This is a genomic window from Rubritalea sp., from assembly GCF_051252225.1.
GTDB lineage: Bacteria > Verrucomicrobiota > Verrucomicrobiia > Verrucomicrobiales > Akkermansiaceae > Rubritalea.
The window spans coordinates 96067-118017 of record NZ_JBPOGE010000002.1 but is presented as its reverse complement, the minus strand read 5'-3'; the positions used below and the strand labels follow the sequence as shown (position 1 = coordinate 118017).

The following is a 21951-nucleotide window of genomic DNA, read 5'->3' as shown; positions in this document are numbered from 1 at the left end:
CTTTAGAAGCTGAGAATTTTTTCCGCGGGAAGAAGCTCCTTGAGGCTTTCTATCACATTATCAGCGATAGAAAAATCTAGGCAGTTAGTAAGTCGTGAGGGGACGACGAGTGTTTGGCAGCCTGCGCCGATGGCGGCTTTTGTTCCATTGAGAGAGTCTTCTATGACGAGACAATCTTTGGCGGGTAGTTCCACTTGGCGAACCGCTTCGATATAGAGGTCTGGAGATGGTTTGATGCGAGGTGCGTCCCCACGACAAACCGTGGTCTGGACCATGTCCATGAGGTGGAGCTTCTTTAACCAATTATCGACCCAGTCGTGGGTAGAAGAAGAAACGACAAGGATAGGGATTTCTAATGTGAAAAGGTGTTCAAAGAGTTCGCGTACACCCGGGAGAGCGATGGGGTTTTCTAAAGCTGCGCGGATTTCGACTTGGCGTGGTGGGTTGATTTCCCCCCAATTGTAAGTTTTACCAGTAAGCTCCTCTAGGTGTTTCTCTGGTGACCAGGTGTCGAAGTCTGATCCTATGCACTGCACATAAGTTTCAATCGGTAGATCTTGTCCCTCAGATTGAAACAGTTTTAGCCATGTTTGATAGATTGGCCATTCTGTGTCGAGAATGACTCCATCGAAATCAAAGAGTACAGCTTTAGGTGTGAGCGATAGCGCGAGCATGGTGAGAGCTTAATGTGCGAAGCGCATTTGGAAAGTGAAGAGTCAAATAATTCGAAAGAGCCAAGTAGGTAAAAAATAGAGGACAAAAAACTTAAGTAAACTAAAGAGGTTTCTTTAGTTTTAGTCTAAAAACTGTTCCAGTGAACACCTTTTTTGATTGACCTAAGTGAAGGTGTTAGGCAATGTGTAGTCATTAAGACGACTTACTAATACTGTGTCTTCCCAACCCGAACTCATTACTCATATGTCCACGAAAGAATCTGCTGCTGAGGAAAAAGCAGCGCTAAAAGTTAAAGAAGCACGTAACAAGAACCTTGATCTAGCGATCACGCATATTCAGAAGGAATTTGGTGAAACTGCGATTATGCGTATGGGGGATGCAAACTGCGTTGATGTGGACGTTATTCCTACAGGGAACCTTTTAATCGACCGTGCTCTTGGTGTTGGTGGCTTCCCACGCGGTCGAATTGTAGAAGTTTTCGGTCCTGAATCTTCAGGTAAGACAACTCTTACTCTCACGGCAATTGCTCAAGCTCAGAAAAGGGGCGGGCTAGCGGCGTTTATCGATGTAGAGCATGCTCTTGATCCGCAGTATGCACGCCGTCTTGGAGTGAATCTCGATGACCTTCTCATTTCTCAGCCGTCTTCTGGTGAGGAAGCGCTTCAGATTTGTGAGACACTTGTTCGCTCAAACGCAATTGATGTGATCGTGCTCGACTCAGTTGCTGCGTTGGTAACTAAGCAGGAGCTCGCTGGTGAAATTGGCGATTCCACAGTGGGAGCGCAGGCTCGCTTGATGTCTGCAGCAATGCGTAAGCTTACGAGCTTCATCTCGAAAGCACGTACCGTGTGTATCTTTACTAACCAGATTCGTGAAAAAATCGGGGTAATGTTCGGTAGTCCAGAAACGACTCCGGGTGGACGTGCTCTGAAGTTCTTTGCTTCAGTTCGTGTGGATATTCGCCGTATCGGTCAGATCAAGGGTACGGATGGTACTGTCCTAGGGAGTAGAACGAAGATCAAGATTGTGAAGAACAAAGTAGCACCACCATTCACAGAAGCTGAGTTCGACATTATGTACAACGAAGGGATCTCGTCTGTGGGATCACTTCTAGATCTAGCTCTTGAATATGACCTTATTCTCAAGCGTGGTTCATGGTTTTCCTACAATGGTAACCAACTTGCACAAGGTCGCGATGCGGCTAAGATAGCTCTCAAGGAGAATGAAGAGCTTTATAATGAGCTTGAAGAACTTGTCAAAGAAGAGCTGTCGAATCGTAAAAAGTAATTTCAGATAACTTCTATAATCGATAGAATCACCAATAAGAGCCACTCGCTAGAATGAGTGGCTCTTTTGTGTTTTTAGAGAGGCGAAAATTTAGTTAGAGATACGAAATGGAAGTGGAACAGACTGCAATTGGGTATGACGAACTCGCACACTGGTGGGGAGAGAGGCACCGAGATTCGGGTTATGGTGTGAAGCAATTAGAGCGAGCGATTAGCTTTTCGTTAGAACAGGGGAAGGCACTCGATGTCGGCTGTGGCAGCAGTGGACGCTTCATGCGTGTACTGAAAGAGAAAGGCTTTGATGTCGAAGGGATGGATTGCTCAGAAGAGATGCTCAAACTAGCGGAAAATGAGCTTTTCGACTGTCGGTACTTTCAAGGAGACATAGCCAACTGTCAGTTAGATAATGGCTATGCATTTATTTCAGCATGGGACAGCACCTTCCATTTACCTTTAGTTGGTCAAGAGCCAGCATTGAAGAGTATGTGTAGTGCTCTCGTTGAAGGAGGTATACTGATTTACACTTTTGGTGGAGTAAGTGAGGAAGGTGAAATCTCTGGAGGCTTTGAAGGACAGGATTTTGAGTACAGTTCGCTAGGCTTAACTAAGAACCTAGAACTTATTACTCAATTTGGCTGCGAGTGCATCCATCTAGAATTCGATCAAGGGCCTGGAGAGGGGCATGTGTATTTGATTGCTCGGAAACGGTAATGGTAGAAACATTCAATATTCTCTTCATCTGTGGGAAGAATCAATGGCGCAGCCCTACCGCCGAAAAAATTTACCAAAATGACCAACGCTTTTCGGTGCGCAGCGCTGGCTTGAGTAAAGTTGCGAAGCGGCACCTTTCAGCCAAAGACTTAGAATGGGCTGATCTTGTTTTTGTGATGGAGCGGGAGCAAAAACGGAGAATCGCTCAGGAGTATACAGCAAAGGCTGAACTACCTGAGATCAGTTGTCTCGATATACCAGACATCTATCCGTATATGAATGAAGAGCTGATTGAGTTACTCCAACTCGGAGTCGAGTCAGAGCTCTCAACGTGGGACTATTAAACAGCGCCATAGGCGACCATAGCGTCTGCGACTTTAGTAAATCCTGCTATGTTTGCTCCTTTGATGTAATCGACAGTTCCATGCACTTCTTCGCTATGTCTGAGACATTTTTGGTGGATGCCGCGCATGATGCCTTGGAGGCGATTGTCTACTTCTTCATGAGTCCAGGCAATACGGAGCGCATTTTGACTTTGTTCTAGACCTGATACAGCCACTCCACCAGCGTTGGCCGCTTTTGCTGGGCCGAAGGTGATACCAGCTTGTTGGAGAATGAGCACAGCATCTGCGGTAGTGGGCATGTTTGCCCCCTCTATAACTGCATGAACATTGTTAGAAACGAGTTCTCTTGCATCCTCAGCATCGATCTCGTTCTGCGTAGCGCAGGGAAGAGCAAAGTCAGCTTTCACTGACCATGGTCGTTTTCCCGCGTGGAATTCACAGCCGAATTTATCCGCGTATTCATGGATACGGCCACGGCGAACTTCCTTGAGTTCTTTAAGAAACTCGAGCTTTTCATCTGTGATGCCATCTGGATCGAAGATGAAACCTGAGGAGTCGGAAGCTGTCAGAGTTTTACAGCCGAGCTCATTTAGTTTTTCGATCGCGTAGAGTGCGACATTTCCTGAACCTGAAACGATAGCAGTTTTCCCAGAGAGGCCTTCGCCTTGATGCTCAAGAATTTCTTTGAGAAAATAGACAGCACCATGGCCAGTGGCTTCTTTCCGGCCAGCGCTGCCGCCAAAGGAGAGCCCCTTGCCTGTGAGTACTCCAGCGAAACGGTTGTTGAGTCGTTTGTATTGGCCAAAGAGATAACCAAGTTCACGGCCGCCCACGCCAATGTCACCAGCGGGCACGTCTGTGTCCTCGCCGATATGGCGTTGGAGTTCGGTCATCATAGCGTGACAGAAGCGCATGACCTCGCCGTCGCTTTTACCCTTTGGGTTAAAATTTGATCCGCCTTTAGCTCCCCCCATAGGCAAACCGGTTAGAGAGTTTTTGAAGGTTTGTTCGAAACCAAGGAATTTGAGAGTGTCGAGATCGACATCTTTATGGAAACGTAGTCCGCCTTTATACGGTCCAATACTGTTATTGAATTGAACTCGCCATGCTCGATTTACACGGGTGTTACCAGCGTCGTCCATCCAGGTTACGCGAAAGGTGATGATGCGGTCTGGTTCGGTTAGCCGCTCAAGGATACTCGCATCTCGGTAAGCTTGAGTTTCGCGAATAAGGGGTATCACACTCTCTACTACTTCGTGAACAGCTTGGTGGAAGTTAGGTTCTGCAGGGTTACGTCGTTTGAGTCCGTGCATGAAGCAGTCGAGGTCGTAGAAGCTTTTACTAGTCATGTTAGGTAGGAGTGTTGATCTCTATATTTATTCTAGAAATAACTCTACAATATGACTGTTAGTGGACCAAGTAAGAATATCCAAAGGCTACTACCTAAGAAAAGAGTGGGCAAAAATCGCGGTGCCGAGGACCCAAAGGAAACTGGCAATGATTAGTCCTGCGATGCCGAAGTATGCCGCAATGAAGCCTCCTAGCAGGAGCGATAGGCCTATGACGCGTCTGATCGGAAGCATGCTATGCTCGGCATTTGTTAATCAAGCCTTCTAGATAACGTGTGATTTCTAACAAACCAGTAGTGTACTCATTCTCACCGAGACAAGTAAGGTTTTCACGCGCTTCGCTGAGCATGTCCACAGCTGTGTCCAGAGAGGAATCGACTGCGCTTTGGTAGGCGTCTTTCCCGACAAGGACTTCGAAGTCTAGCGGGATGTTTCTCTTGATGTCTTGCTGAAGTTGTTTTCGCGCTGCAGCAGGAGCAGTTTCTAACAATAGCAAGAGGGGTAGAGTGAGTTTACCTTTTTCAAGGTCAGTGCGGAGAGTCTTCCCTACAGTGTCTTCAGAGCCGACGAGATCTAGACAGTCATCATAGATCTGGAACGCGGTGCCGAGCTTAAGACCGTAGTCATAGATTTTTTGCTCAATCGTACTATCAGCCCCTGAAAGAGTAGCTGAGATGCTAGCAGAAGCAGCAAAGAGAGCCCCTGTTTTCATTGCAATGATACGAAAGTATTCTTCTTTGGATAGATTGAGGTCGAAACGGCGCTGGGTCTGAATGACCTCACCTTGACAAACTTCGCGTGAGGCTGTGCCGACTTTTCTACAAATGTCGATGTCGCCAAATTCAGTGGCAAGAAGTAGTGAGTGCGAGAACAGAGCGTCACCTAAGAGTACAGCCATTCCATTACCCCATTTTGCATTTGGGGTAGGTGTTTTTCGGCGTGTGTCAGCTTCATCTATGATGTCATCATGGACGAGCGTGGCCATATGAATGAGCTCGAAAATAACACCAATTTTGAGGTTGTCATTGGTAATCTTACCAAGCGCTCCACCGGCTAAGATTGCCAAAGCTGGACGGATGCGTTTGCCGCTCGTATTACAAATATAGTCGATGTAGGGTTCGATTTCCTTATCAAATGCGCGAACTTGTTCGCTTATTTGCTTTTCAACCTGCTTGATTTCCTTGCGGACGAGTTCGAAGGGGATACGTCCTTTGGAGTCAGTGAATGGTTTAAGGAGAGCCATGAAAAGTGGTGTGGTACGTGTGCTTCGGGGCTTAAAAGCGGGCTCGGAGATTCTTCACAGTCGGAAGCCAGATGCAACTGTAATCGTTAATTAGGAGTGCCCAAAAAAGTAACGTGCACTTTCGAGTATTCCGTGGGCTGTTTCGGCGATGCTGAGGCCACTTGTTTGTAGTCGCAGATGGGCGACATCTTGATAGATTGAGTTGCGTTTTTCAAGCATGCGTTCGATGGTTTCGCGTGGATTCTCGGTTTGCAGAAGCGGGCGCGTGTTCGTCCGTGATGTTCGTTCCAGAATGGTGTCACTATTGGCGTCGAGCCAGACAACATAACCGAGTTTTTGCAGTAGAGGTCGGTTCTCTTCTCGTACTGGTAACCCACCGCCAGTGGCAATGATGTGGTGGGTTAGGCCTTGCTCGATCAGGTTTTCAACCACCTGTGTTTCGCAACTTCGAAAGTGGGGTTCGCCTTTCAGCGAAAAAATGTCAGCGATACTGATTTTTTCTAACTCCTCAATCTGTGAGTCCGTGTCGATTAGTGGGTAGCTTAGTAAATTACCAAGTTCTCGACCGATGGTTGATTTTCCGGAACCCATAAATCCGACCAAGATGATATTCTTAGCTGGTTGAGGTTTTTCTTCATTCATGGCGTGAGTGTAGGCATCAATGTTGGCTTGACCAGAACGGAGATCAGAAGAGTGATGCGTTAGTTTGTTAGAGAGTGCTTATGAGGGAGGTGTGAGCTCCTAACTCAGTCTGATCATGTCTTTGATAAATTGTCGCCAAAGGTAGCAGAGCCCGCGAAATGAGTAGCGGAAATTATCGTTCTCGGTAGGGGTGATGATACCCGTTTTAAGATTGAAGCGAATCTGATCACGCATGTCAGACTCTACCTCTGAATCAAGAAGGTCTGGATCTGGCATCATAAGGGTATCAAGTGAGTCACCCTTTTTCTGGATGAACTTCTGGTGATAAGCGAGAATTGATGGAAGTGAGCAGTGGCGGCAGGCGATTTGATTCCAGGCTACATTGGGGGAGTTCTTGAGCGTTGGGGAGAACGGGAAATTACTCGTACGGTAGATTTTCCCATCACTATTACGGGAGGAAACGGTGACATATGAAAATGCAATATTCGACTGCTTGCAGAGGCTTACCGCGACGACCACTCGTTCTTCAGGGTGCCAGTAGAAGCTATAGTGTTGGGAAGTATTCGCCCAATCCCAGCCATAGTCAGAGCTGTGTTCGAATCCGATTTCTTCTAGTTCTGAAATGGTGTGGTAGGCTTCAGGGAAGTCACTAAGCTGTGGGCGACGCTGTTCATTGAGGCGATTATCAAGAGGGATGCGCATTTTTCGGACCCGTGAAATGAGCTCGAGCCATGGAAGGAAAAACCAAATGAAAATGGTGGCGATGGAGAGGGGGATGTTGCCGTCGGTGAGGAAATAGGTGACCAGGCCAGTGCTGAGAAGGTAAATAAGTGCTCCGAGTTTACGGAAAATTCTGCGACGGCATGAACGTAGGGCCATGCCAACGAGGATGATGCCGATGATTGTGAGAAACTGATGCATAATGGAGCTTTGCCGCCAAATCTGGTAGCGAAGAATGTCGTATAGAGTCGCTCAAGAATGCGTCAAGAGCAAGGGAAGTTCTTTATTTTAGTATTCTGCCCGAATTTGGTTTGAGGTTTTGAGTCGGCGCTCTAGTTTTTTCTTATGGCGATTGAGTGTTACGAAAATTTCGAGCCAGTGATTCACGAGAGTGCTTTTGTGGCAGCAAGTGCGGATATTATTGGTCGCGTCAAGCTCGAGGAAGAATCTAGCATTTGGTATAATGCGACGCTTCGCGGTGATATAAACGAGATTGTCATCGGTCCTCGCTCAAACGTCCAAGACAATGCGGTGATTCATTTATCAGATGACTATGGGACGTGTTTAGGTGAGTTGGTTACTGTGGGTCATGGTGCGATAGTGCATGCCGCGACGGTAAAAGATGAGGTGCTCGTAGGTATGGGGTCTTGTATTCTTGATGGGGCAGTGATCGGAGAGAGATCAATTATCGGGGCAAATGCGTTGGTCACTAGCGGGACCATCATACCTCCGGGATCATTAGTGGTAGGATCACCAGCAAAAGTTGTGAAAATGCTCGATCTGAAAGATCAGCAAAATGTGAAGCACTGGGCTGAAAAGTATGTGCTTCAGTCGCGCAAGTATATGGCCCGCTGAGGTATTTTAATTTTTTTAGATAATGGCTGCAAATGTTGTGAAAGTTGAGCCCATAGCTCTCATGCCTACCCAGGCGGGGTGTGCGGTGTTTTTGGGAGATGGGAAGAAGTCTATTCTGTTTTATGTTGATCCATCGATTGGTGCATCGATCAATGTGGTGCTGGCTAATGAGGTGCCGCCGCGACCTTTGACTCACGATCTCTTTTCCGAGTGCTTAAATGCACTTGGGGGGAGAGTAACTCGTGTCTTGATCGTGAAAGTCGAAGGAGAAGTTTTTTATGCGCGACTTTTTGTAGAAGCGCAAAATGAACTGATGGAGCGCAAGATTATTGAGCTCGATGCCAGACCGAGTGATAGCATCGCTATGGCTGTTCGCGCAGGGGCTCCGATCTATTTTCTTAGTGATATATGGGAAGGGCTTGAAGACATGAGCGCTGTGCTGCTAAAAATGCAGCAAGAACAGTGACTTTAAGCGGACGGTTGTTCAAAAAATTAGAGTGGAAATTTTTCCGCTAACAGTTAGTTTTATTGCCGATGAACACATTATTAGCTCAGATGGATATGGCATCGCTCATAGCACTAGGTGCTGACTGGGGCGTGAAAATTTTATTGGCACTTATCACTCTAGTTGTGGGGTGGAAAGTGGCTGGCTGGATAAGTATTTTAGTTGGCAAAAACCTCGATAAAAGAGGGGTCGATTCAACTGTTAAGCCCTTTATTTGCACTTTAGTTTCAACCTTGATTAAGGTTGGAGTTGTCGTGACAGCGATTGAGACTATTGGAATTCAAGCAACATCTTTCGCTGCGATTTTTGCAGCTATGGGTTTAGCTATTGGTATGGCTCTGAGCGGTACTCTGCAGAATTTTGCAGGTGGTGTGATGTTGCTAATTTTCCGTCCATTTAAGGTGGGTGATGTGATTGAAGCTCAGGGATTTATTGGTTCTGTGAAGGAGATTCAGATTTTTCAGACGATTCTTCTGACTCCAGACAATAAGATGATTCACATCCCTAATGGGAAGCTTTCTAACGACTCTATGGTTAATTACTCAACTATGTCTGATCGCCGTGTCGATTTCGTATTTGGTATTGGCTATGGTGATTCTATTGACAAAGCGCGCAGCGTGATCGAGTCCGTGTTGGCCGAGCAAGGTGCTATCTATAATGATCAAGAAGGGCGCGAGCCATTTATCAAGGTTGGTGCGCTTGCAGATAGCTCGGTGAACTTCACTGTACGTGTTTGGGCGAAGTCTGAAGATTACTGGGATGTGCACTTTACGACGATTGAGAATGTGAAAAAGGCTTTCGACGCAGCAGGTATTTCCATTCCATTCCCGCAGCAGGATGTCTACATGCATCAAGTTTCTGCATAATATTTTTCTAAACTTAACAAAAAATGCTCCATCGGCTTGCGCTGATGGAGCATTTTTATTTAGAGAGGATAAGCTTATTTGCCTTTTGATTGCTGCCACGCTTTGAAGTTTTGCCAAGCGAACATGCCCATGAAGAGTACGCCAAATATAGCGCCAATCTTTAGAGCGAGAGCTGCCATAACTCCAGCAATGATGACGCTGATGAGATATACCGCAGAGCTACGCTTTGGTCCCATAATTGCGGAAAGCATCTGACCACCGTCGAGAGGTAGAATGGGGAGGCAGTTGAGTATGGCCCATGCAAAACTCACCCAGAGGAAATCATCGAAGAAGATGAGAATCATTGAGTTTGGTAGTTCTACGAATTTAAGAGCAATGAGTACGACGAGGCCTCCTAGGATCTGTAATCCAGGACCTGCAGCTGTGACAAGAAATGACTGTAAGCGGTTAAGGACACCAGCTGGGTACATGGCGTAGCCACCGAATGACGCGAGTACAACCTGAGTGGGTAGTTTGTACTTTTTGATCATCAAGGCATGACCCATTTCATGTATCAAGATGGAGAAAAAACCTGCGAGCACGAAGAGCGCGATTTCTAGTAATCCATTGCCATCTTGGATGTCAGAGCCAATTAGCCCAATGAGACCTAGCGTGATCCAGAAGATCGGCATCACACGAACGGGGATGCCGAATAGTTTAAACTCAATCATATCGATCTAGGAGTGAAGAAGGTTAAACGCACTGACGAGAGCTCGGAGGCCCGCCATTTCGATGGATGGATCTACGCCGCAGCCCCAGAGTATGGTGTTGTCCTCATCTGAGCGAAGTTGGATGTAGGCTGCAGAGTCAGAGTCAGATCCCATACGGATGGCATGGGAGCGGTAATCAGTGAGAGTGGAGTTCTTAAGTCCTGCTACTTCAAGAGCATGGACGAAGGAGTTGATAGGTCCGTTGCCGGTTCCTTCGACTCGCATTTCTTTTCCTTGGTAAAGGATGGTGGCATGACATTTGACTACGCCTGCACTGAGGTGGTCGAGTTCGTATTCGATCAACTGAAGTGGGCTGCTGAGATTTACAAAATGCTGGAAGAAGGCTTCGCGTATTTCGTCCGAATCGAGTTCTTTGCTCTCTGAGTCGGCGAGTTCGTAGATGACTTTGCCTACCTGCGGGTGCATGGTTTTAGGTAAGTCAAACCCGTGCTCTCGATCGAGCACATAGGCGACGCCTCCTTTACCTGATTGTGAGTTGATTCGGATGATAGCTTCATAAGAACGCCCGATGTCTTGCGGGTCGATCGTAAGGTAGGGGACGCCCCATGCAATATCAGGGGTTTCAGCAGTCTCTTTTTGGCGGCGGTCTAAACCTTTTTTAATGGCATCTTGGTGGGAGCCAGAAAAGGCTGTGAATACGAGTTCACCAGCGTAGGGCGCACGCTCGGAGACGCTCATGCGGGTGACGCGCTCATAGACGGCCCTAATGTCAGCAAGATTGCTGAAATCTAGTCCTGTGGGTATGCCATGCGAGTTCATGTTGAGCGAAACGTTGACTATGTCGAGATTTCCAGTGCGCTCACCATTTCCGAAAAGTGTGCCTTCTACACGGTCAGCACCAGCCATGAGACCTAACTCGGTCGCTGCAGTACCTGTGCCGCGGTCGTTGTGCGTGTGTAATGAAACGTCGAGTGAGTCGCGGCGGTTCAAGTGACGGCACATCCATTCGATCTGGTCGGCATGGATGTTAGGTGTCGCCCACTGCACCGTGTCCGGCAAGTTGATAATCATCGTCTTCTCTGGTGTTGGTTCCCAGATGTCGATCACTGCGTTGCAGCATTCAACTGCGAAATCGAGTTCGGTGTCAGAGAATGACTCAGGGGAATACTGAAGAACGATTTCCGTTTCTGGGATGCTAGGGACAAGTTCTTTGACTAACTCAGCACCTGAGATGGCGATGTCGCGGATAGCTTCACGAGACGCATCGCTAAATGTGATGCGGCGTTGAAGCGGTGAAGTAGAGTTATAGATGTGAACAATCACTCGCTTCGCTCCCTTGATCGCTTCGAATGAACGACGGATAAGGTGTTCGCGAGTTTGCACAAGTATTTGGATAGTCACATCTTCAGGGATGCGATTTTCCTCGATCAAGCGACGGCAGAAATTGAATTCGGTGTCGGCTGCGGATGGGAAGCCGATTTCGATTTGTTTGAAACCAATGCGGCAGAGAAGGTCGAAGAACTCTAGCTTCTCTTCCACAGTCATCGGCTGGGGTAGCGCCTGATTACCATCGCGTAGATCGACCGAGCACCAGATAGGAGCAGAAGTGATCTGCTGATCTGGCCATGTGCGGTCGGTCAATTTTACGGGTGGAAACGGGCGATATTTACTGATGGTGTCTGGTTTCATGACGGTTGCTCGGCAATGCCGAGCTGGGTTACGTGTTATGCTTTACGTGTTACGTGAAATGGGGAGAAGTGCAAATAGAGTTTACTCTGGTTTACGGAAGCGAGCGCGCTCGATTACTTTTCCTTCAGCTTCCCATTGGAGTTGGAAGTCAGTCTTCGGGTAAAAAAATGCGTCTTCGGGCCATTCGAGTGGTTCTAGCTTCTTGAAGGTTTTCATTTCTTCTTCGACCCACTCGAAGTATTCTGGGTGGTCGGTCTTGAAACAAAACTCTCCACCAGGTTTGAGTGCTTTATAGAGTGCTTCTAAGAAGCCCTGCTGAACGAGGCGGTTTTTGTGATGACGGGCTTTGGGCCAAGGGTCAGGGCAGAGGAGGTGCAGGCGATCGATTGAGTTCTCAGGGAAGAGCCACTCAATGACGTATTTTGATTCGAGGCGCAGGACTTTGCAGTTATCGAGCTTCTGATTGGTTGCCTTGCGGCATACTTTTTTAGCACGGCCAAGGAGGCGCTCGACTCCGAGAAAGTTCCGTTCAGGGAATTGTTGAGCCATTGCAATAAGGAAGGAACCGTCGCCACAGCCAAGGTCGAGCTCTAGTGGTTGGTCTTTTTCGAAAATGCTACTTGGATCCACGCGGACGAAGTAATCGTCCGGCATGAATTCATTGGGAACTGGCGTACGGTGCTCAGATTTCATGGGGCGAAGTCTGCTAAGGGAATTTGGCATATGCAAGACTAGGAAAGGTAGATTGAGTGGTTTTTCATCTAGAGGCCTCCTGTTCTAGTACGTAGGTTATTTATTCTTATCATTTGTGAGCTTAGCTCATTTTAAAATGAGATGCACCCTTCGGGCTGAAATGCCTTTCTGCGCAATGCGTCGTTGCTCTTCACTCTTGGAACCAAAATTAAGTTATGTTAGGTAGTAAGGCTCATGAATAAAGACGTTCTCCCCTACATCTGTTTACTCGTATTGTTCGCCTGCTTCGGAATAGCCTACATTTGTGGCTAAAAGTAATACGAAGGTTTGTCTGGCAATGTTTGGTGTAGCTTCGGTGGCCTCTATGCCCTTATTACGGAGCTGTGTTAAGAGTGCAGTTAGAGGGGTGTTATTCGTCTTGGATTGATAGTAAGCGTGTGCTAGTAGTCGCTGGATATGAAAAGAGAGCTTCTCGCCTGTATAAGTGTAGCCATGTTGCCAATGTGTTCTGGGCCTAACTCAGTTCAGACAGAAAGCGCAGTTACCAAGAGTGCGGTTGTCAGTACCGATAAAAAGGTTTCAAAGGCATTAGCGAAGAGCAAATCTGCTCAAGTAGAAGCTGAAAAAAAGTTAGCTGAGATCGAAACTCAGATGACTTTAGATTTAGCTGAGGCTCAGACTAAGCTAGAGGTTACGGAGGCTCTTCGCGAGCAAGAGCTGGCTCAGAGTAAGCGAGAGATTGCTGAGATTGAGAGAAAGTACGAGTTAGAGGCAGCTCAGGCTCAAAGTAAGCCTAAAGCAGCGCCTGTAAACTATGATGAATTAGTGATGGGGGAGGTTGAATCGATGGGGATTCTTGAGGTGAAGTGGTATTATTCTGCTCGGATTGATACAGGTGCGACTACTTGTTCTATCCATGCTGAAAAGATAAAACCGTTCGAGAGGGATGGAGTGAAGTGGGTGCGATTTGAGCTAGTGAATGAGAAAGGTGGAGCAAGAGCCAAACTGGAACGTAAGTTAGAGCGCACAGTTCGGATTAAGGAGCATGATGATGACCTTAATAGGCGCTACGTGGTGAAATTACACATTGCTTATGGGGATGAAAGAGAGTTGCTCGAATTTAGTTTGGCTGACCGATCATCGTATAAATACCCTTTGTTAGTAGGGAGAAATTTATTGAGAGGAATCGCCGTTGTGGATGTGTCTAAGAAAAATTTGCTTAAAAAGCAAAAACTGTAGGTCTTGTAATAAGGCTTGATATGGTTCAATAACAACATACTTACTGCCTTATGAAGGCTCGATTACAGTTACGTGCAGTAATACTAATTTTGTTAGTATTAGGTGTGGGCATTGCTTCCTATAAACGTTTCAGTATTGGGTATCCGTTTTTTCCTAAGGAGAAAACGGACGTGTGGACGATTGAAGCAAAGTTAAGTTTCCAAGCGGATGCAGAGCCAGTAAAAGTGAAGTTTGCTGTTCCTGGAGAGTATGGCAACTTGAGGGTTTTAGAAGAGAGTGGCGCGTCTAGTGATTACGGGTTTATTCCTGCAGCGCTTCCATCCGAAAATACGGGTTTATACAGGACAGTAACTTGGGCCAAAGATTATGCGGATGGCCCTCAGGAGTTATACTATCGAGTCAGCGTCTTTCGTAGCACAGTGGATGCTGTAGACTCATTTGAGGTGGATCCAGTGTCATTGGATCCAGCTTACTTTGAAGGGCCGGTAGCGGTAGCAGCTGATGAAGTGATTGCAAAAGCTCGGAAGTACTCGGCTGATCTTGAAACCTTTACGTCTCAGCTGAATGATATTTTGAGCTCTTCGAGCAATCAGAATGTACAAACATTGCTTGCTGGGAATAGCACGGACTTATCGAAAAATAAAATACTGCTCAACCTCATGTTGAAGGCGGGTTATGACGCGCACTTGATTCGTTATTTAGAACTCGGTGAGATTACCAATCGTGTCCCATTAAATTCAGGTGTGCTTATTTTTGATAATGAAGAACGAGTGTTTACAGCTTTCGGAGAGTCCGAATTTTTGGATACTGAGAAGTTGTTAGCATGGCAATGTGGTGGTCCAGGCTTGCTTGAACTACAGGGCGGGAAGCATGCTAAAGTCGAGTTCTCAAGTATGGAGCAGCAGCTCCCTACAGAGTTTGTTCAGCAGCAGGCCGCTGCACGAAATGGCAATAGCTTAGTAGATTTCTCATTGCTCTCACTTTCTATAGAACAACAAAACGCGTACAGACTACTTTTAATGATTCCGTTTGGTGCATTGGTAGTCGTGATCATGCGAAACATCGTCGGGCTCTCGACTTCAGGAACCTTTATGCCGATTCTTTTGGCTATGTCTTTTCTGAAGACTGAGCTGTTCACAGGAATCGTACTCTTTGTTATTGTTGTGAGCGCCGGGCTGGTGGTTCGAAGTTATCTTTCTAAGCTAGACCTGTTGCTGGTGCCGCGGATATCGGCAGTGGTGGTAGTGGTGATTGGAATTATGGTGAGCTTTGGAATCTATGGATCTAGATTTGATATTGGCTTGATGCAGTCAGTGACCTTGTTCCCGACGATCATTCTAGCTTGGACTGTGGAACGCTTATCTATTCTGTGGGAAGAAGATGGCGCAAAAGAAGTTTCCAAGCAGACATGCGGTAGTTTGTTCGTGGCTATTTTAGCGTACTTTGTGATGGATAATGACATGTTACGCTACCAGGTGTTCATTTTCCCAGAGACTTTATTGATCGTGTTAGCGGTGATTTTGGCCTTGGGTCAGTATGCCGGATACCGAGTTTCTGAATTGTTCCGATTCGCCCCATTTTTTGAGAAAGGTGGCAAACTGTGAAGAGTTTATTCGGATTTCCGTTCTGTACTCCCTCTCAGTTACACAGTGCTGGGATAGTGGGGATGAATCAGCGAAATGGGCGTTACATAGCACGTTACAATCGCCGTGAACTCTACCCTCGTGTGGATGATAAATTAAAAACCAAGCTACTAGCTAAGGAGTTCGGTTTAAATGTCCCAGAGTTATATGGAGTGGTAGAGCACCAATCAGAAGTGAAAAAGCTTTATAAGGTGCTAGGCGATCACAAGCAGTTCGTCATTAAGCCAACTCAGGGTAGCGCAGGAAAAGGAATCATGGTGATAAACGACCGTGATGGAGACCTTTTTTATAAGGCTAGTGGAGATGTTCAGACGTATTCTGAACTACATAGGCATGTGAGTAATACGCTCAGTGGCTTGTATTCGTTGGGTGGGCGCAGAGATAAAACGATGATCGAATACGCGATCAAATTTAGCGAAGCTTTCGAAGGTTTCTCCTACCAAGGTGTTCCCGATATCAGAGTAGTCACATTTTTAGGTTATCCAGTCATGGCCATGATGCGTCTTTCTACGAAAGCTTCAGATGGGAAAGCAAACCTGCACCAAGGCGCTGTGGGTGTGGGGATTGATCTCATGACGGGGCGCGCGCGTTCAGCCGTTCAATATGGGCGGCCTGTGCTAGAGCACCCAGATACGGGCAGAAATCTTCACGAACTGGTTGTTCCTGAATGGGAGGAGCTGATGCAATTAGCCGCCCGAACTTATGAGATGACCGAGCTAGGTTATCTAGGGGCTGACATCGTGTTAGATAAAGAACTGGGACCATTGATTTTGGAGCTTAATGCGCGTCCTGGATTGGCGATTCAGGTGGCTAACAATGCAGGTTTATTGCCTAGGCTTAAGCGGGTTGAGGCGCTCAGCCGCCGAGATCGCGTGCTCTCTACTGTGGAAGCTCGTGTTGGTTTTTCACAGAAGCATTTCGCTTAGTGAGATCTCTGATTGCTCATAGCGTATAGTCGGTGTTAGACTCACGGTAGATATGGAAGCGGATAGAAGCCTAAGTGCTGCGGAAGGATACTTGCAGCTAGAAATGCCTAAGGAGGCGATGGATGAGCTCTCTAGTCTACCTCAAAAGGTCAGGCTGGGGCAACATGCAGCCGAGTTAGAATTAGCTGCGGAGATGATGCAGCAGCACTGGAATCGTGGCGTAGATATTGCGCAGGCGCTTTGCAGGCTTAAGCCGAATAAAAAATCATACTATCTTCATGCAGGGTACTGCTTACATGAGACTGGAGATACCTTGGCTGCGAAGAGTTTTCTAATGAGTGGCCCAAAATCTCTAATGAAAGACGCCCTTTTTCATTATAATATGGGGTGTTACTCCGCTGTATTAGGAGATCCTGAAGAAGCTCAAAGGCACCTGCGACAAGCATTCGGTTTAGATTCAAGTCTGCGTGAGACTGCAAAAAATGATAAGGACTTAGCTGGCTTGAAGCTGGAGTAATCTCCCGTTTTTCGAGTTGCTACTTAGTCAGACAATCGCTTGCTTGTGTCTATGCAGTTAGACGACCTAAAGCAGACTTTTTGGAAGAATTTTGAGGAACGTGGAGAGCTAGGTGCTTCCGTGTCGGTGTGGAAGGATGGCGAAGAGGTGCTTAATTTGGCAAGTGGCTGGTGCGAGCGCGAGCATGTGAAGCCGTGGACGGCTGAAACGATAGTGCCGTTTTACTCGGCTACAAAGGCGCTGGCGTCAGCGACTCTGTTAATGTTATTAGACGAGAATGGTCTGACACCTGAGGATCTTGTTTGCCGAGTATGGGCGAATTTTCCAGATAGTTCCGCTACTTTTGCTGAGCTCATGAGTCATCAATGTGGGCTGGCGGCGCTCGATCAAAAAGCGAGTGTGTTCGACTACGATGCTGTAATCGCTGCGATCGAGACGCAAGAGCCAAACTGGGATCTCGGAGACGGTCATGGCTATCACCCTAGGACATTTGGTTTTTTGCTAGAGGAACCAGTTAGGATGCTCACTGGGCAGCGGCTCGGTGAGGTGTTTCGTGAAAGGATAGCGGAGCCTTTAGATTTAGAACTGTGGATAGGCTTGCCTGAAAGCGAGTTTGATCGAGTCGCTACTCTGTACCCAGGGAAAATGGAGAAGAGTGATCTGGAGAGTGGTTTCTACAAAGAATTTAACCGACAAGGTACTCTGGTTCGGCAGGCATTTTCATCGCCAAGTGGGCTGCAGGGAGTGCAGGAAATGAATAAACCTGTGGCGTGGCAGTCTGGCTTGCCCTCGATGGGTGGAGTGGGCACGGCGCAGGGCTTAGCAAAATTTTACCAAGCCGCGATTGGTGCGATCCCGTTTTTCTCTGAGGATGTGTTAGGGTGGATGAGGACTCCAGTGGTGATGGGAGATGATCGTATCTTAATGACACCAACGCGATTTAGTTGTGGATTTCAGCTGGACCCGCTTGATGAGAACGGTGAGAAAATCCGCCAGAATTATGGGAAAGGGATGCATGCCTTTGGTCATCCAGGTGCTGGAGGGAGTCACGCTTTTGGCGATCCGGATACTGGTATTTCCTTTGCCTATATTATGAATCAGATGGATCTTTCTGTTCTTCCTGGGGCGAAGAGTTCGAGTCTGATTCAGGAGCTTTAATCAGGCCCGGAGGTGTGCCGAAACCAACAAAGGTGGAGGAGGAAGTCGCACTAGGAAGTCGGAATTCAAATACGCCGTATCCGGATTGCTTCTTTCGCAAGTAGCTTCTGCCATCGCTAGAGTTGAGCATGATGCGGGTGCCGTTGGCGTCCTTCCCTGCATAGATTGCAGCGTGAGTTACTTTGGTTTTTCTGTGGTCGGTTGGGGTGTAGGTGCCAGACCAAAACAATAAGTCGCCAGGTAGAAGGTTTTTAAAGATAGGGTCTTCGAAGCTAGTGATAGATTTTCCGGCTTCAGTGAATGTGCTGTTTTCTCGTACCCAGATGTATTGTTGGCTGGAACTTCTTGGTGGGTCGAGATCGCATTGGCGTAGGAGAAAATATAGCGCGCCGGAGCAGTCAAAACCACCTTGCTTCGGATCTGCTGAGCCGAAGATATAGCGGAGCCAGCCGTATTCTCTTGAAAGCTCGAGCCCTTTCTTAAGTAAGTTCTCCCGCTCGGGTGCTAGCTGCTCGGGAAGCTGGAGGGTGGCGTACTCGAGTGATGCAGGTTGGATACCCTCAGCTAGAATAGTCTGCAGACTGAGGAGCGGAAGTAGGGCTATTAGTAATAGGGACTTCATGATTTACTGAGTCGCTTGAATGGCTGTGAGAGCAATGGTGTAAATGATGTCTTCTACTGAGGTGCCACGACTGAGGTCGTTTACTGGTCTGTTTAAACCCTGAAGCATCGGGCCGATTGAATCGCATTTAGCGGAACGCTGGACAGCCTTATAGGTGGTGTTGCCGGTGTTGAGGTCAGGGAAAATGAAGACGTTGGCATTGCCGGCGACAGGGCTGTTAGGGGCTTTGGTTGCTGCTACTGAGGCATTAGTGGCGGCATCGTATTGGAGTGGCCCGTCAATGATGAGTTCGGGCATGCGCTCTTTAGCCAGGCGAGTGGCTTCCGTCACTTTTTCGACATCAGATCCTGATCCAGAGCCGAGAGTGGAATAGCTGATCATTGCGACTCTAGGTTCGATACCAAATGCGATGGCGGAGGCAGCGCTTTGTAGTGCGATGTCGGCGAGTTGCTCCGCATTTGGGTTCGGGTTTACTGCGCAGTCACCATAAATGAGGACCTGATCGGGCAGGCACATGAAGAAGATGGACGAGACGAGAGTTGTGCCGGGAGCTGTTTTGATGAGGCTGAGAGCAGGCCTAATGGTGTGGGCTGTACTGTGGGTCGCGCCTGAGACGAGTCCGTCTGCTTCTCCTAGGGTCACCATCATGGTTGCGAGGGTGATGTTATCTAGCAGGGCATCTTTAGCGGCCGATACGGTGACTCCTTTATGTTTTCTCAACTCAACGAGTGGCTCTATGTAATGGTCGCGGACTTGAGCTGGATCAATAATTTCAAGGTAATCCCCGACCGAACCGAGTAATGATTCGATTTTATTGCCGATGATCAATGGGTCGCCGATTAGCACGCAGCGTGCGATTTTGCGACGAGAGCATTCGATTGCCGCTTCGATAGTTCTCGGTTCTTCACCTTCTGGTAGAAGAATTCTCTGCTTGGCTTTAGCGGCAAGTCGTGAGAGGCGGTGCTTAAATGCAACTGGGGATAGACGTTTTTGGATCGATTCTGAGCAACGTTTACGGAGCCAGTCGGAATCCATTCCGCGCGCTACTGTATCCATTACGAGATTAATGCGCGCAGTGTCATTGATCGGGACTTCTGTGTTGAGAGCTAGGAATGCTGTAGTCGCTTCAAATGAGCTGGAGGGAATCCTTACTACTGGTAGTCCGCCATCGTTACTGAATGCGTGTTGGCAAAATTCATAGATGTCTGGATTTACTTCCGTGTTTCCAGTGAGAACCAGCCCGGCAAGCTGAATTCCTTTTGAGGCGGCAAGCGCCACTGCGGCAATGACGTCACTCCGATCCGCAGGGGTAACAATGAGAGAGCCGTGGCGGAAAGCTCCTAACAGGTTTTCAACTTGGCGTGCGCAGAGGCTAAAATTGACAATGCGCCGGTTCTCTAGGTCACCTGCATGAAGGACTGTGGCTTGCGTGGCGTGTAGGAAGTCTTTCATACGCATGGCTGCCATAGCCGGGGTGTCAGGGACTGCGCCAACCAAATCGTAGTTTGGTGAACTGAATGTCGACTTGAGCTTTTGAAATTCTTCTTTTTGTGTGAGCTTGCTGGTGTCCTCGGCTTGCTTGTACCTGTTTATGATCACTGCAGGTTTGGCATTTTTGTGAGGAAGGGAAAGCGAGTTGACTTCGCGGTCGAGTACTTCCTTGAGCTCGCTGTGTGTCTGGTCGCGCTGTTTGACTACAAGGATGGTTTCCGCATTAAGCGCGCGCGCTAATAAGGCATTTATTTCTAATACGCTGGAAAGTTCCGCCTGGGCAATGAGGCCTTCTATGATGAGTACATCATGGTCCTCCATCAGGGTGTTGACGTTTTCGATGATGTCTTGCAGTAGGCCTTCTATGTGTTGCTGTTCGATGGCTCGGCTCCATGTAGAGGCGGGGATGGGAGTCGGTGGGACGTGAGTCGTGACTTCCTGTATATAACGAGGAGCAGGGTCTTCCTGACGGGAGTCGTGTGACTGAGAGAAAGGCTTATAGTAGCTTACCTTCACACCGAGACGGTCAAAGGTGCGGACTAGGCCGATGCTGGCAGAGGTTAATCCTGGTTCGCTGCCGATTGGGATGGTGAGGAAAATGTGTTTCATGGGAATCTAGGTTGCTAAGTTTACTGGCAGAGGGCTTCAGTCTGGAGGGCGATTTCGAGTTCTTCTTGGGTTTCGATGACCGCTGCAAACGGGGCCATTGATTTGGTGATTATGCCCTTGTCGTCGCCACCTTTTTGATTGAGTTCATGATCTATCTCGAAACCTATCCAAGTGAGCGATTCTAGTAGACCTGCGCGGACACGTCTGTCGTTTTCTCCAATGCCGCCAGTAAAGAGGAGTGCGTCGACTTTGGATGGGAAGGCGGCGAGAAGTCCGAGGACTTCCTTGGCGAGTCGGTAACTGTAAACTTCCATGGCTATTTGCGCCTTAGTGTCTCCTTGGTCGTGCTTGGACCAGATGTCACGCATGTCTGAGCTGGCTTCAGAGAGTGCCAGCATTCCAGAGCGTTTTGTGAGCGTGTCGGTGACTTCTTCTACTGAGAGACCTGCTGCATTTTTAAGGTAGGAGTGGAGGCTGGGGTCTACTGTGCCGCTTCGGGTTCCCATGACTAGGCCGTCGAGCGGGCTGATTCCCATAGTCGTGTCGAGGCTGATACCTCCTCTGATAGCTGTTGCACTGGCTCCATTTCCAAGGTGTGCAACGATGATGTTAGAGGTTTCTGGGCAAAGCCCGAAGCGACGAATTGCTTCGCTAGATACATAGGAATGGCTGGTGCCATGGAAACCATACTTGCGTACTTTATAGTCATTGAACCAAGTGCTTGGGACGGCGTATCGATAGGCCTTTTCTGGCATGCTCTGGTGGAAGGCTGTGTCGAACACTGCTACTTGTGGGAGTGTGGGGTAGAGTGCGGTAGCAGCTTTAATGACCGCAAGGTTTGCCGGGTTATGCAATGGGGCAAGCGGTGAAAGCTGCTCTATGGACGCAATGACTGACGTGTCAATGAGGGTGGCGGAGTGAAAAATATCTGCACCATGGACGACGCGGTGACCAATGGCTTCGATGCTTTGCTCTGACTGTTTGAGCTCGTGCTCGAGGGTGCTGAGGACTACTTGAATGGCTGCTTGGTGATCTTCGCCCTGAATATCGAGTGGGAACTTCGAACCATTCATCTTAAGCTCGCCGAAGATGTCTGGAGTGCCTATTTTCTCGACGATTCCTTCCATTTTTAAGGTTTTAGAATCAGTGCAACACACTGCAAATTTCAAGGATGAGCTCCCGGCATTTAACGCTAAAATGATCATGACAAATCGAGTAGAAATGAAACGTGAAGAATTGCAACAGAATCTCGCTTACAGGTGTGTAAGCTTTCGAGCGAGAGTTTGGAGATAAAAAAAGAGCTTGCCAGCGCGAGCGGCTGAGGGTAAATCCCTGCCGCACTCGAAGGATTAACGGGGCATTAGCTCAATTGGTAGAGCGTCTGCATGGCATGCAGAAGGTCAACGGTTCGATTCCGTTATGCTCCACCATCCATCTTCTACGGAAGGGATGGTTTTT

22 protein-coding genes and 1 tRNA gene are annotated in these 21951 nt (G+C 47.9%); 12 read left to right on the top strand and 11 right to left on the bottom strand.

Features of this window, described 5'->3' with window-relative positions; genetic code table 11:
- Positions 1–2: 2 nt before the first annotated feature.
- The gene (locus tag ACSHX2_RS02905; RefSeq protein ID WP_435690395.1) at positions 3–674 is read right to left on the bottom strand and encodes an HAD family hydrolase; all 672 of its coding nucleotides are present in this window, start codon (positions 672–674) and stop codon (positions 3–5) included.
- A gap of 244 nt (positions 675–918) precedes the next feature.
- On the opposite strand from ACSHX2_RS02905, the gene recA reads away from it, so the two are divergent.
- The 3 genes from recA (at position 919) to ACSHX2_RS02890 (ending at position 3016) form a co-directional block, all read left to right on the top strand.
- The gene (gene recA, locus ACSHX2_RS02900; RefSeq protein WP_435690393.1) at positions 919–1962 is read left to right on the top strand and encodes a recombinase RecA; all 1044 of its coding nucleotides are present in this window, start codon (positions 919–921) and stop codon (positions 1960–1962) included.
- Between the two features lie 107 nt (positions 1963–2069).
- Complete coding sequence (locus tag ACSHX2_RS02895) at positions 2070–2672, top strand: class I SAM-dependent methyltransferase (RefSeq protein WP_435690391.1); 603 nt, start codon at positions 2070–2072, stop codon at positions 2670–2672.
- Positions 2672–3016 carry a low molecular weight protein tyrosine phosphatase family protein gene (locus tag ACSHX2_RS02890; protein ID WP_435690389.1) on the top strand — a complete coding sequence of 115 codons (345 nt, stop codon included), beginning with the start codon at positions 2672–2674 and terminating at the stop codon, positions 3014–3016. The genes ACSHX2_RS02895 and ACSHX2_RS02890 overlap by 1 nt, the downstream gene beginning before the upstream one ends.
- On the opposite strand, the gene gdhA is transcribed toward ACSHX2_RS02890, so the two are convergent.
- From gdhA to ACSHX2_RS02870, 4 genes are all read right to left on the bottom strand, one after another.
- The gene (gdhA, locus tag ACSHX2_RS02885) at positions 3013–4365 is read right to left on the bottom strand and encodes an NADP-specific glutamate dehydrogenase (RefSeq protein ID WP_435690387.1); all 1353 of its coding nucleotides are present in this window, start codon (positions 4363–4365) and stop codon (positions 3013–3015) included. The genes ACSHX2_RS02890 and gdhA overlap by 4 nt on opposite strands.
- Positions 4366–4600: 235 nt before the next feature.
- Positions 4601–5608: a polyprenyl synthetase family protein gene (locus ACSHX2_RS02880; protein WP_435690385.1), complete on the bottom strand. Its 1008-nt coding sequence runs from the start codon at positions 5606–5608 to the stop codon at positions 4601–4603.
- Positions 5609–5698: 90 nt separating this feature from the next.
- On the bottom strand, positions 5699–6250 hold the full coding sequence (locus ACSHX2_RS02875) for a shikimate kinase (RefSeq protein WP_435690383.1): 552 nt from the start codon (positions 6248–6250) through the stop codon (positions 5699–5701).
- 99 nt (positions 6251–6349) lie between these two features.
- A complete protein-coding gene (locus ACSHX2_RS02870; RefSeq protein WP_435690381.1) occupies positions 6350–7171 on the bottom strand; it encodes a hypothetical protein in 822 nt (273 codons plus the stop codon).
- Positions 7172–7315: 144 nt separating this feature from the next.
- On the opposite strand from ACSHX2_RS02870, the gene ACSHX2_RS02865 reads away from it, so the two are divergent.
- The 3 genes from ACSHX2_RS02865 to ACSHX2_RS02855 all read left to right on the top strand — a co-directional run bounded on the left by ACSHX2_RS02865 (position 7316) and on the right by ACSHX2_RS02855 (position 9196).
- The gene (locus ACSHX2_RS02865; protein ID WP_435690379.1) at positions 7316–7825 is read left to right on the top strand and encodes a gamma carbonic anhydrase family protein; all 510 of its coding nucleotides are present in this window, start codon (positions 7316–7318) and stop codon (positions 7823–7825) included.
- Positions 7826–7847: 22 nt separating this feature from the next.
- A complete protein-coding gene (locus tag ACSHX2_RS02860; protein ID WP_435690377.1) occupies positions 7848–8291 on the top strand; it encodes a bifunctional nuclease family protein in 444 nt (147 codons plus the stop codon).
- Positions 8292–8359: 68 nt separating this feature from the next.
- Positions 8360–9196 carry a mechanosensitive ion channel family protein gene (locus ACSHX2_RS02855; protein ID WP_435690375.1) on the top strand — a complete coding sequence of 279 codons (837 nt, stop codon included), beginning with the start codon at positions 8360–8362 and terminating at the stop codon, positions 9194–9196.
- A 74-nt stretch (positions 9197–9270) separates the two neighbouring features.
- Here ACSHX2_RS02855 and ACSHX2_RS02850 read toward each other — a convergent pair whose 3' ends face one another.
- The 3 genes from ACSHX2_RS02850 to trmB all read right to left on the bottom strand — a co-directional run bounded on the left by ACSHX2_RS02850 (position 9271) and on the right by trmB (position 12288).
- Positions 9271–9906 carry a metalloprotease gene (locus tag ACSHX2_RS02850; protein ID WP_435690373.1) on the bottom strand — a complete coding sequence of 212 codons (636 nt, stop codon included), beginning with the start codon at positions 9904–9906 and terminating at the stop codon, positions 9271–9273.
- A gap of 6 nt (positions 9907–9912) precedes the next feature.
- Positions 9913–11595 (bottom strand): 2-isopropylmalate synthase, encoded by a 1683-nt coding sequence (gene leuA, locus ACSHX2_RS02845; RefSeq protein WP_435690372.1) that lies wholly within the window; start codon positions 11593–11595, stop codon positions 9913–9915.
- A gap of 81 nt (positions 11596–11676) precedes the next feature.
- The gene (gene trmB, locus ACSHX2_RS02840; RefSeq protein ID WP_435690370.1) at positions 11677–12288 is read right to left on the bottom strand and encodes a tRNA (guanosine(46)-N7)-methyltransferase TrmB; all 612 of its coding nucleotides are present in this window, start codon (positions 12286–12288) and stop codon (positions 11677–11679) included.
- Positions 12289–12780: 492 nt separating this feature from the next.
- Here trmB and ACSHX2_RS02835 point away from each other — a divergent pair, with 492 nt between their 5' ends.
- Genes ACSHX2_RS02835 through ACSHX2_RS02815 form a run of 5 tightly spaced genes read left to right on the top strand, consistent with a single transcriptional unit; the run spans position 12781 to position 17771 of the window.
- The gene (locus ACSHX2_RS02835) at positions 12781–13527 is read left to right on the top strand and encodes a RimK/LysX family protein (RefSeq protein ID WP_435690368.1); all 747 of its coding nucleotides are present in this window, start codon (positions 12781–12783) and stop codon (positions 13525–13527) included.
- Between the two features lie 50 nt (positions 13528–13577).
- Positions 13578–15131, top strand: coding sequence for an inactive transglutaminase family protein (locus ACSHX2_RS02830; protein ID WP_435690366.1), 1554 nt, complete (start codon positions 13578–13580; stop codon positions 15129–15131).
- On the top strand, positions 15128–16096 hold the full coding sequence (locus ACSHX2_RS02825) for an alpha-L-glutamate ligase-like protein (protein ID WP_435690365.1): 969 nt from the start codon (positions 15128–15130) through the stop codon (positions 16094–16096). The genes ACSHX2_RS02830 and ACSHX2_RS02825 overlap by 4 nt, the downstream gene beginning before the upstream one ends.
- A 52-nt stretch (positions 16097–16148) precedes the next feature.
- Entirely contained in the window at positions 16149–16613 is a 465-nt protein-coding gene (locus ACSHX2_RS02820; protein ID WP_435690363.1) for a TPR end-of-group domain-containing protein, read from the top strand.
- 51 nt (positions 16614–16664) lie between these two features.
- On the top strand, positions 16665–17771 hold the full coding sequence (locus tag ACSHX2_RS02815; RefSeq protein ID WP_435690361.1) for a serine hydrolase domain-containing protein: 1107 nt from the start codon (positions 16665–16667) through the stop codon (positions 17769–17771).
- Here the strand turns inward: ACSHX2_RS02815 and ACSHX2_RS02810 are convergent.
- Genes ACSHX2_RS02810 through ACSHX2_RS02800 form a run of 3 tightly spaced genes read right to left on the bottom strand, consistent with a single transcriptional unit; the run spans position 17704 to position 21698 of the window.
- The gene (locus ACSHX2_RS02810; protein WP_435690359.1) at positions 17704–18393 is read right to left on the bottom strand and encodes a C40 family peptidase; all 690 of its coding nucleotides are present in this window, start codon (positions 18391–18393) and stop codon (positions 17704–17706) included. The two genes, ACSHX2_RS02815 and ACSHX2_RS02810, sit on opposite strands and share 68 nt — an antisense overlap.
- A 3-nt stretch (positions 18394–18396) precedes the next feature.
- Positions 18397–20493, bottom strand: coding sequence for a phosphate acetyltransferase (gene pta, locus ACSHX2_RS02805; RefSeq protein ID WP_435690357.1), 2097 nt, complete (start codon positions 20491–20493; stop codon positions 18397–18399).
- Positions 20494–20513: 20 nt separating this feature from the next.
- Positions 20514–21698 carry an acetate/propionate family kinase gene (locus ACSHX2_RS02800; RefSeq protein ID WP_435690355.1) on the bottom strand — a complete coding sequence of 395 codons (1185 nt, stop codon included), beginning with the start codon at positions 21696–21698 and terminating at the stop codon, positions 20514–20516.
- Positions 21699–21847: 149 nt separating this feature from the next.
- Between ACSHX2_RS02800 and ACSHX2_RS02795 the strand changes: the two genes are divergently transcribed.
- Positions 21848–21923: transfer RNA gene (locus ACSHX2_RS02795), tRNA-Ala, on the top strand.
- Positions 21924–21951 lie beyond the last annotated feature (28 nt).